Raw genomic sequence first — 10,849 nt, 5'->3', positions numbered from 1 at the left:
TACGGTAACTACCACTTTTGTCGAAACAAAAGCACCAACTGGCGGTTATATTTTAGATGGTAAGCCGATTGATTTTGAAATTGTGAGTGATACGACTGTTTTAGAATTAGACAACATCACGAACAAGCGTGATTATCAACCACAAATTGAAACACTTGCTTTTGAAACAGGAACGAACAACAAGGTATTATATCCAGGCATGGCGACGCAAATCAGCGACCGTGTGACTTATGAGCAATTAACACCAGGGAAAAACTATCGTTTAGAAGCAAAACTGATGACGAAAAATGGGCAAACAGTATTAACGCAAGGGTCGAAAACATTCACAGCGACAACGGAGAATGGCGAAGAAGTAGTCGCATTAGACGGATTTGACGCACGTGCATTGAAAGGGCAACAAGTCGTTGTATTTGAGCGTTTAATCGATACAGCAACAAATGAAGTCGTCGCAACACATGAAGATCTAAATGATGCCGATCAAACGGTAGCTTTCTCGACACCAAGCTTACAAACATTCGCTTTTGAAACAAGTACAGGCTTACAACACGATATTCATCCAAATCAAAACGTGGAACTTAGCGACCGCGTTGTGTACACGAACTTAAATCCAGGCGAGCGTTATACGTTAGAAGCAACATTGGTAGACAAACTAACTGGTGATATCGTAATTACACAAGGAAAACACGAATTTACCCCAACAACAGCATCTGGCGAAGTTACAGTACCGCTTAATAATTTTGATGCGAGTGATTTAAAAGGGAATTCTTATGTTGTCTTTGAAGTATTGAAAGATGAGTCAGGACAAGTGATTGCAGAACACACGGATAAAGATAGTTTGACACAAACAGTATCATTCATCGAGCCAAGTATTGGAACGGTTGCACGTGATAAAGAAACAGGTGAAAGCAATGTACACGCTGGACCGATCACGATTGTCGATGAAGTACAATACCAAAATCTAGATACAACGCAAACATATGACATCGAAGGAATTTTGATGGACAAAGCAACAAGCCAACCATTATTGGTAGACGGACAGACGGTAACAGCAACGAAATCGTTTAGCCCAGCGAATACAAATGGTAGCGAAGAAATCGAATTTACACTAGATGCGTCCCAATTAAAAGGGAAAGATATCGTTGTGTTTGAAACATTGAAATTAAACGGCGCAATCATGGCCGTTCACCAAGACATCAATGATACGAAACAAACGATTAAAGTCGTAGATCCATCCATTGGAACAACACTACGTGACGAAGAAACAGCAACACAAACACCAAGTCCAGAAGAGGAGATAACATTAGTAGACGTAGTAAAATACGAAAACTTAATCCCAGGTCGTGAGTACACGGTTAAAGGAATCTTAATGGACAAAGCAACAGAAGCACCACTCGTGATTGATGGTGAGCAAGTAGAAGCAGAAACAACTTTCACAGCAGAAACAGCAAACGGTGAAGTAGAAGTAACATTCACATTTAATGCCAAAGGTTTAGCAGGTCAAGAAGTAGTAGCATTTGAGCGCCTATACCAAAACGGTCAAGAAGTAGCGGTTCACACAGATATCAATGATGCGAATCAAACGGTTAACTTCACAACACCGGAAATCGGTACAACTGCAACTGACCAAAACGGTGAAAAAGAACTAAATGCAGACAACGAAATAACCGTTATTGACGTTGTAGAGTACAAAGATTTAATCGCAGGTAAAGAATACACACTACAAGGAATTTTGATGGACAAAGCAACAAACGCACCAGTTCTTGTCAAAGGGGAAGAAGTACGCGGTGAAACAACATTCACACCAGAAAACAAAGACGGTTCTGTAGAAGTAACGTTCACATTTGACGGTAGTGATTTATACGGCAAGGATTTAGTAGTCTTTGAGAAGTTAATGCGTAACGGAAAAGAAGTAGTCAACCATGAAGATATTAACGACGAAGGTCAAACAGTAGTCATCAAGAATCCAGAAATCGGTACAACATTGCGTGACGTAGAAACAGGCACGCAAAGCCCTAGCCCGGAAGAAGAAGTCAGCCTAGTAGATACGGTTCGTTATGAAAATCTGACGCCAGGTCGTGAGTATACGGTTAAAGGAATTTTGATGGACAAAGCCACAGAAGCGCCATTAGTAGTAGATGGTGAGCAAGTCGAAGCAGAAACAACATTCACACCAGAAACACCAAATGGTGAAGTAGATGTAACATTCACGTTTAACGCGAAAGCTTTAGCAGGTCAAGAAGTAGTAGCATTTGAGCGCCTGTACACAGACAACAAAGAAGTAGCAGTGCATACAGACATTAATGACGCAGATCAAACGGTTCAATTCATCAAGCCAGACCTAAAAACAATCGCGACAGATCAAAATGGTGAGAAAGAAATCATGCCAGAAGAAAAAGTAACAATCATTGATAAGGTATACTATGAAGACCTAATTGTTGGCAAAGAGTATACGGTGACAGGAAAACTAATGGACAAAGCAACAGAGAAACCAGTCTTATCAAATGGTAAAGAAGTACTAGGCGAAACAACATTTACGCCAGAAGAGTCAAACGGTGTTGTAGAAGTAGCCTTTGATCTCGATGCGCGTGAATTAGCTGGAAGCGAAGTCGTTGTCTTTGAGAAATTGTTCCGCAATGGCAAAGAAGTTGTGGTACATGAAGACATTAATGACTTAGATCAAACGGTTCGCTTTATCAATAAGCCAGAGGTACCAGTGAATCCAGAAAGCCCAGCGAATCCAGAAAAACCAGGTCAACCGGAAAAGCCGGAGCAACCAAAACAACCACAGCAACCAGAAAATCCGCAAAAGGCAGAAACACCGTCTAAGCCAGATACTGGTTCAAACAAATTAGAGGAAAATAATAAAGCAGATCAAGCTGAAGAGCGTCTATCTATCAAGAGTTTATTACCAAAAACAGGAGACAATTTCTCCTTGCTGACAATCTTATTTGGAAGCTTGCTTGTAGCGATTGGATCTATCGTTTTCCTTAATAAAAGAAAACAAAATCGTTAAATTGTAGTGCATGGAAGTCGATTGAAAGCCTTACTAGGTTTTCAATCGACTTTTTGCATTTAATCATAAAATCCAGTAGTCGTTTTCCTGTTTGGCAAATCACCTGTCTTTGTATTTCCTTCTGTACCAATATATACGCCGTTACCAGTAAATGTATCTGCATTTTTCTCTGACTCTGGGGTTGATGTTGTGTAATCACTCTTAAATTTGTATTTTCCGTTAGTTTGGAATTTCTTTTTATCGCGGTCATCTTTTTCTTCTATTCCGAGAGATACTCTTAGCTGGTGTGCGACGTGATCGATACTATCTTGGTACAATTCCACCATACTATGCCCGCTGTTACTAAAAGCACGCCAATCAAAAGTGAGTTGTTCAATCTCGTAATCCTTGCCAATTAGGAAATCTTGAATCACTGTTTTTATTTGACTCTTATCAAGGTCCATTTGGATTTGATCTTCCAGTGATTCGATTATTTTAAGGTATTTCGTAACAGAATTGATGTTGGTGGCTTTTTCTTTTACCGCCTCAAGTACGAGTTGTTGTCGGAAACCGCGCATGATATCATTATCGATTTTACGTTCTCTCGAAAAAGCTAGTGCCTCTTCGCCATTAAGGTGTTGTTGACCTTTTTCAAAATGAACTTTTTTACCTGTATCAAAAAGGGGACCGTCAAATGTTTTTGGCACATCTACATCGATTCCTCCGAGCGCGTCGATAACATGCATAAACGAATCGAAATTAAAAACTACATAGTGATTAATTGGGATATTAAATAATTTTTTTACTGTATTTACAGCGCTTTTTGGTCCACCGTAAGTATAAGCTGATTCGATTCGTTGCATACCTGTATAATCATCGGATTGTATTTGCACAAAGCTATCTCGAGGAATACTACAAAGTGTCATTTTTTGTGTGCGTTTGTTTAAACTTACAAGCATCATAGCATCTGTTCTAGAGCTACCAAGATTCCTAGATGCATTATTATCCAAACCCATAATTAAAAAAAGTCATTGTGTCTGGGGTTTTAACCTTATCTGTTGAAGATACGGGGTGATATGCCTTATTCCAAACTTTCTCTGCTTTAGCGTACAGAATACAGAGATAAACGAGTGTGCTAATGAGTAATAATCCGAATAATAGTGTGATAGAAAGCAGGAGGGTTCGCTTTTTTCTAAACCTTGCGTGTTTCATTTGCTAACCGCCTTTCGTGAAAAAATGTGATTAAGAGAAGTATAGTATAGGTTTGTTACGTGTATGTGTCGGTTTGAAAGACACATAATGGACATAAAAAATCTTATAATTTGCAAATGGTAGATAAGTGTGTCTTTAAACGGAATATAGATGGGGATATTATGAAAGTATATTCATCAAAACTAGTGTGGAGGCATTTGAAACATGAGATGAATATAGCGTACTTTAAATAAATCATAAAGGAGATTAAATAATAATGGGGAAAAATAAAAAATATATTGTATGTTTGATGATTGCTATGCTTTGTTTACCATTATTCGGAATATTTGCATCGGCACAAAGTGGCGTTGCAAAAGCTGGAGGGACAACAATTCAGACTTCACTAGCTGTCATGACGGGAACGATTAGCAGTCGGGAGGAAGTCGATTTACGTGTCAATATTTCTGGAAGTGCGGGTGATTTTCTGACGGATCATGGCGATATTACGGTGACGATACCGAAAGAGATTGTTTACAATCCAAATGATTTTACGGCTAAGACCGTCATTCCTCAACCGTTCAAATTGGAAAAAGTGACAAATGATGGGTTGAACTATTATTTGACTTTCTCTATTAACCGAACGGCGATTGGAGACAACGACGCGTTCAATGGTATTTTTGAAATTAAGTTTGGGGCACCATTGATGACAGTTGGGGATGCTTATCATAGTACGCAGACTTTCATGGTGGATTATGCTGGGCAAAATAAGAGCGTAACGGTGGATGTACAGAAACAAAACGTAGCGATTGCACCACTTTTTGATAAGTGGTATAAAGGTGATTTTGATAAAGATGGGGTTGCAACGCTAAACACGGTGGATTCAGAAAGTAATAGTTTTCAGTTGATCGTAAATTATCGACGCATAGACTTACAAAATGTTGTTATTACAGATACATTGCCAAAAGGGACATCATTGATTGCGTCACCGACTAAGTCTTCCATATCAGGGGACACGATGACAAAGGACGGGATTCGAATTTTGAAAGTGATGGCTTTTGATACCGCAGGAACAGCGACGAAGTATCGGTATGTGACAGCAGATTTTCAAGATAAGATTCATGTGGATAAGGAAACGAATCGTTTTACTGTAGAATTAGGGGATTTGACAGTAGATGATACGTATTTTGTTGAATATGCGTTGCAAGTAGATGACGTGAATACTGGTTTGCAATATAATGTTGCGCAATTGTCGGCGAATAAGCGAGCAGATGTGGTTAAATCGGTTCCGGTGAAGCCGATCACACATTTTGGCACAAGCTATATTTTAAACAAAAGTGTTGATAAATCAGCACTTAATTATGACGATAATGATTTGCTCTATACATTGAAATTGGCTTCGTTAGACGGGGATGCTATCCCTGCGGGAACAACGATTACTGATCCGTTAGATGAGCGTATTAAGTCACCAGTTTTGCTACCTTTTGATACTAGTAAGGTATCCATTCAATTGGTGGGTAACGAGGTCCAGATTACAACGCTTGTTGATATTCCAAAAACAGATAAGATGGAGTGGAGTTTTAGAGTTAATGTGGAAGCGCTAAAAATTGGGGATTTGTTATCGAATCAAGCCTTTTTGACAGTGGAGAATAATGTGATTCATTCCAATGCGGTTTCTACTCGAAAATACGATGGGCGGATAAGTATTCAGAAGGTTGATAATCATGGTGAGCCTGTAGCTGGTGCCGTATATGAAGTACGCAATGACAGAGATGAGCTTGTTTTTGAAGGGACTACGGACGAGGCTGGATTTTTAGTTACGAAAGCACTGGCGCTTGGAGATTATACGGTAGCAGAAATAGAGGCACCAGTGGGGTATGTGTTGGATAGTACACCGCATCCAGTAGTTGTTTCCGATCAAGATGTGACACCGATTGTGTTAGGTACGGAGAATAAATTACAAACGGGTGCGGTTACATTGACGAAAATTGATGCGCAAAATAGTGAAAATAAGTTAGCTGGTGCATCGTTTAATCTTGTTGATGGAGATGGTCGCATTGTAATGCAGGATTTAGTGACGGATGACAATGGGGAGTTGACAGTGGATGGTTTAGATCCGGGGATTTATGCATTTGTTGAAACTGTTGCACCACAAGGGTACATGCTAGATAGTGATGCTGTGCCATTCGAAATTAAGTTTGGGGAAAATGATGGTGTCGTGGAGGTTGTGAAAAAGAATAGTCATATCTTCACGCAGGAGCCAGCAGATCCAGTTGTGCCGGAACCAGAAATTCCAATCAAGCCAGAAATTCCGGTCAATCCAGGGCTTCCAGTCGAACCGGAAAGTCCAGGAGATTTTCCAAAAGCGCCGATTGAAAAGCCAATATCAAAGCCAGAAATTGTTGTTCCAATTGAAAAGCCGGTAATTTCTGAGAAGCCAAGTTTGGAATCAACAGTAAAGCCAGAACCAACTAGTACATCAAAAGTGAAGCCAGAGAAACTAGTGAAAACAGGGGATCAGTCGGAGGAGTTATTTATTTTTCTCGGTTGTATGCTACTTCTTTTCGGTACAGTTTTATTTTGGTATAGAACAAATATGAAATCATAACTATTTAAATGAGCAGAAATCTTGGATAACCATTCTAAAAAAATGGTATGATACAATGATTTCTGTTTTTTGATTTGCCGTTATATTCCAATAAAATAAAAATTGGTGATGTTTTAAATTTTATGGTTATCAATATGTTGAGTTAGAATATGAGCGTTAATAACGAAAAGATAATTTTTTTAAATTGTTGTATGCTTTGCGATAACAGTTTCCTAGCGTCCGATTCATGTATGATATATAAATTTATCACCGTTATTGTTATTTTTTGATTTTATATTGTTATAATTAAAAGGTACAAAAGTGACAACCATCTTCGCAGAATTAAGCTTTGTTGTCGATATTATGATTCTAAGATTAGCGATTTCTTCACTGCATAAATGGAGTGAAATTTTAAACCGTGAATTATCGGTTGCGTAAAGCTTGAAAATAAATTCGTGCCAAGAGAAGAAATCCAATGTATATTTATTTTGAGATTCCGGTAAATTCAAAAGCAATCTAGATGAGCTATTTACCAGAAATAGGGATAATAAAGTGATGGAATAGCCCATTGCTTTTCCGGAAAATTAGCGTATAAGGAGGAATTGAGATGAAAAATAAAGAAGCTAATATGGCTTTACTGTACAGTGAGGCTATAATTAGCTAAAATTTTAACGAAGAAAGGTTCCGCGACTTTATTCGAGAAGATATGATTTTTCCGATAAGTGGTGTCAGGAAAAGCTATGTAAAACAAGATACTTTAATGCAATGTAAAGCAGATACGAACGACGTTTTTTTTGATTGAGCATGGCATGATAGCAGCGACAAATGGCAGGAATATAGTCGTTGATTTTTTTGCACAAGATGACATCATTGGGCTGTCGAACTTAATGCTTGGGAGCACGTCTGATTATATTTTTGTTGTTTTATCCGATGAGCTCACTGTGATACGATACCACAAGGAAGACTTAATCGAGAAAATAATGAACACACAGGAAGGATATCTTTACCACTATATGCACATGCAAAATATGGTGAATCGTTTGCTAGCTCTTCAAGAATTATGGAGACTACCGACAGAGGAAAGAATAGTTATTGTACTACTAGAGCTAAGTCGGAAATATGGGCAAGAATCAGAAAATAAAAATATACTCTGTTTTCCAAAGCAGATAAGTAAGGGAATGATTGCACAATATACAAATTTTAATCCAAATACAATTACGACCATTTTGCAAAAGCTTCAAGAAGAAGATTGCATTTATCCTGTTAGAAGTACTATTTTTATAGATATGGAAAAACTTGAAACAAAATTAAAAGCCATTTCATAGGATGAAAAAGGTGGATTAAATCATGAAAAAATACGTATCCAAAATCTAAATTCAGGTTTTGGGTACGCATTTTTCTACTCCTTGCAACTTCTAATTTTGCTGAGCCTAATTGAGCTATACTCCAGGCTCGATTCATTTACTAATTAATGTGTAAAGCCTCGTGATTCCTGTTTGCCATCTGTTGATTCAGCTTTTGGTGCAAGAATTCTTGCTTTATCCAGTTCCTCAATTGCCTCATTTAAATCAGCCACAAATTCCTCTGCCACATTGAAACCAAGATCGCCCCTGCAGACATAACGTTGGATTAATACATCTTCCATATCATTAGGAAGTGGATATGTTGGTACTTGCCAACCTTTCATTTGGAGGCGATCAGTTAAATCATATAACGTCCACTCTTTGTTGATTTCAGCTTTTAGTGTATAACAAACGATTGGTAAATTCGCGCCATCATTATAAATTTCAAAAAGTCCTGTTTCTTCCAGCGCTCTGGATAGGAAAAGCGCTACTTTCTTTGTTCTTTCATGAATCCCGCGATAGCCATTGAAACCGAGGCGTAAAAAGTTATAGTACTGCGCGATGATTTGGCTAGCACTTCTGGAGAAATTAATTGCCATAGTAGGCATATGCCCGCCTAAATAACTGACATCAAAAATCAGTTCTTCTGGTAAGTATTTCTTATCTTTCCAGATAATCCAACCGATACCTGGATAAACAAGGCCGTATTTATGACCAGATGTATTAATAGAAACCACATGTTTGAGACGAAAATCCCAAGGCAACTCAGGATTTACGAACGGCGTGAACATCGCACCACTTGCGCCATCAACATGAATAACAAGTTCGTGCCACTTGCTTTTGTTATTGTAATAATCCACCAAATGGTTAATCTTTTCAATATCATCAAACTTACCAGTATATGTGATACCGAGGATACCAACTATTCCAATCGTATATTCATTGACATAATCCATAAGTATATCTGTATTAATGCTCATGTGATTTGGGTCAACGGGGACTTCAACCAAGTCCACATCCCAGTAAACGCCAAATTTTTCCCAACAAACTTGGAAACCAGAGGATATAATGAGGTTTGGTTTTTGAGCAGTAATATCTAAGCCGTTTTCAAGGGCCATTTTGCGCCATCTGAACTTCATAGACATACCAGCGAGCATACAGGCTTCACTTGAGCCAACTGTAGACGTACCGATAAAGTTATCGTCTTTTTGGGCATTCCATAAATCAGCTAAAACGTTGACGCAATAATTTTCGAGTTTGGCAGTTTGTGGATACTCGGACTTATCGATAGCATTCTTTTCTAGCGTCTCACTCATCAAATTCACCGCTTCAGGTTCCATATACGTTTGACAAAATGTGGCTAAGTTTTGGCGAGCATTTCCTTCATCCATTAATTCATCGGAAATTAGTCGGTAAGCTACTCGTGGGTCAATTGGTTCTTTTCTGAGCGTCGTTTTGACGATAGCAGAATCTTCTGCGTAACTTCCGTAAATTGGCATTTTAGGGTCGTTTTTTTCTTCTCTACGATCATGTAACATAATTATCGCTCCTTGTATAAGATATCTTCTGTTTGCAAAACATCCCACTCATATGGGGTACTCGAATTATTGATAAAATCGTCATCTAGTTTGCACCCAGTAATGCGCTGATTGCCATAAGGTGTAAAATAATATGTTAAGGAAGAAACACACATGGAGGATGTATACTGCGTTAAATCTGGCGTTCCATCTGATTTGATGACAGCGCCTTTTGGAATCGTAACGCTTTTTTAAAACGTACCAAACATTTGTAACCCCTTCTTGTTCAGTATCCACTTCTTGAATTGTTTCCTTTAAATATGCAACTCGAACGAATCGCTCAGGAGGAGTATAGCCACCGGGTAAGCCTAGCGTACCACCACTTTGTGAAAAAGGATGTGCCTCAAATTGGCCAAATGTTGTGGAAGTTTTTTGCTGCGGTACAATGTGGAGATAATTACGTAAGTTTTGAAAATGCCATTCTAGGGAAGGCGTATTAGTCATCACCCCAACTGGGTTTTCCTTGAGTGTTAATTTAAAGGTAGGATCTGTTGGTTCGATGACTGCTACATTTCCAGCTTTATCATAAAACATCCAGTGTAGCGGTGGAGTAATGCCGAGGAGTTCCACTTTTTGATCTACTAGATGAACTGTTGGGAGTATATCTCTTAATTCATCAATATCCTTACAGAAAGACAGAGCCCAAAGTAAAAATTCATGTGGAGCCAGATTCGTTTTACCCGACTCTATATCTTTCGAATAAACCGCCTCACCTGGCAAGTAAAGAGAAGCACAGGCTAGGCCGTGTTCATTTAGCCCGTCTGCAAAAAGATATTTCCCTAAATTTTTACCAGATCCGATAAGTGCATATTTTCCTGAGTAACTCGTGCCATCAACATCAGACAGGAAAGTATATCCTCGAGGTAGAGATATTGGCTTAGCATCTAGCGTAAAACCGAAGTCCATTGTTCGGGATAAAAATAGATTGTCGCCTTTCGTTCGATAAACAAAACTTGTACACACACTACTTCCTCCCATTCTAAATGAAAAAATCTACATATATTACAGTCATAATACCCTTGAAATGATAAGTAAAACAAAAAGGGAATAATTCACACAAAATATGATGGGATTTTTTTAAAATGTATTATTTTTCATTAGTATCAGATTTTTGAGAATTTTTTATGAATCATGTAATATAGATAGTTTTTTTTTTGTTATT

The 10,849-nt window shown here is 38.3% G+C and carries 6 protein-coding genes and 1 pseudogene; 3 read left to right on the top strand and 4 right to left on the bottom strand.

Annotation, left to right across the window (positions count from 1 at the left end; all coding sequences use genetic code 11):
* Positions 1 to 3,013 (top strand): VaFE repeat-containing surface-anchored protein (locus tag PROCOU_RS16845; protein ID WP_149023686.1); only part of this gene is annotated, 3,013 nt, incomplete at its 5' end.
* Between the two features lie 59 nt (positions 3,014 to 3,072).
* Here the strand turns inward: PROCOU_RS16845 and PROCOU_RS15335 are convergent.
* The gene (locus tag PROCOU_RS15335; protein ID WP_244266344.1) at positions 3,073 to 3,918 is read right to left on the bottom strand and encodes an LCP family protein; all 846 of its coding nucleotides are present in this window, start codon (positions 3,916 to 3,918) and stop codon (positions 3,073 to 3,075) included.
* A 542-nt stretch (positions 3,919 to 4,460) separates the two neighbouring features.
* Here PROCOU_RS15335 and PROCOU_RS15330 point away from each other — a divergent pair.
* Positions 4,461 to 6,788, top strand: coding sequence for a SpaA isopeptide-forming pilin-related protein (locus PROCOU_RS15330; protein WP_036074097.1), 2,328 nt, complete (start codon positions 4,461 to 4,463; stop codon positions 6,786 to 6,788).
* A gap of 773 nt (positions 6,789 to 7,561) precedes the next feature.
* Positions 7,562 to 8,092 (top strand): Crp/Fnr family transcriptional regulator, encoded by a 531-nt coding sequence (locus PROCOU_RS15325; RefSeq protein WP_036074095.1) that lies wholly within the window; start codon positions 7,562 to 7,564, stop codon positions 8,090 to 8,092.
* 143 nt (positions 8,093 to 8,235) lie between these two features.
* Here the strand turns inward: PROCOU_RS15325 and gad are convergent, their stop codons facing one another.
* The 3 genes and pseudogenes from gad to PROCOU_RS15315 all read right to left on the bottom strand — a co-directional run.
* Complete coding sequence (gene gad / locus PROCOU_RS15320) at positions 8,236 to 9,648, bottom strand: glutamate decarboxylase (protein WP_036074092.1); 1,413 nt, start codon at positions 9,646 to 9,648, stop codon at positions 8,236 to 8,238.
* 2 nt (positions 9,649 to 9,650) lie between these two features.
* Complete coding sequence (locus PROCOU_RS19390; RefSeq protein WP_425268392.1) at positions 9,651 to 9,848, bottom strand: linear amide C-N hydrolase; 198 nt, start codon at positions 9,846 to 9,848, stop codon at positions 9,651 to 9,653.
* A gap of 91 nt (positions 9,849 to 9,939) precedes the next feature.
* Positions 9,940 to 10,593: pseudogene (locus PROCOU_RS15315) on the bottom strand (linear amide C-N hydrolase); the annotation flags it as partial.
* Between the last annotated feature and the right edge of the window lie 256 nt (positions 10,594 to 10,849).

Origin of the sequence: Listeria rocourtiae FSL F6-920, from assembly GCF_000525975.1 — a bacterium.
Taxonomy (GTDB): Bacteria; Bacillota; Bacilli; order Lactobacillales; family Listeriaceae; genus Listeria_A; species Listeria_A rocourtiae.
This window is presented reverse-complemented; position numbering and strand designations above follow the sequence as displayed.

Excerpts from the sequence above, each read along its gene's own strand:
- gad (WP_036074092.1), bottom strand. The coding sequence starts at position 9,648 with ATGTTACATGATCGTAGAGAAGAAAAAAACGACCCTAAAATGCCAATT.
- PROCOU_RS15330 (WP_036074097.1), top strand. The coding sequence starts at position 4,461 with ATGGGGAAAAATAAAAAATATATTGTATGTTTGATGATTGCTATGCTT.
- PROCOU_RS15335 (WP_244266344.1), bottom strand. The coding sequence starts at position 3,918 with ATGACACTTTGTAGTATTCCTCGAGATAGCTTTGTGCAAATACAATCC.